The sequence below is a fragment of the Nocardiopsis sp. LOL_012 genome (assembly GCF_048060475.1).
Classification (GTDB): domain Bacteria; phylum Actinomycetota; class Actinomycetes; order Streptosporangiales; family Streptosporangiaceae; genus Nocardiopsis.
Window position 1 is genome coordinate 1 of the sequence record NZ_JBHMIV010000149.1, and the last position, 253, is coordinate 253.

Below are 253 nucleotides of genomic sequence, written 5' to 3' on the forward strand. Positions count from 1 at the left end.
GGGTTGCGGTGGGGGTCGTCGAGGATCTGGGCGCCGTAGCGGGCGGCTTCGGCGTCGTCGGCGAAGTGGCGGGTGCCGTTGGGGTCCAGTGATCCTGGAACCGTGTCGGGGCCTCCGGCCGGGGTGTGGCCGGGGTCTGATGCCCCTTCTGTTCGTGGTGGGGTCGGGGCGGTGGTGGGGGTCTCTCGGTGGGCGGTGATCTGTTCGTGCAGGTGGGGCCAGGCGTTCCTGAGGGCGGGGTGCAGGGGCAGGG

Annotated in this window: 1 protein-coding gene; it reads right to left on the reverse strand. The window is 72.7% G+C overall.

The window, feature by feature from the left end; translation table 11 throughout:
- Positions 1–253: hypothetical protein (locus ACFHWE_RS23860; RefSeq protein ID WP_416604125.1), on the reverse strand; the 253-nt coding region annotated here is incomplete at both ends.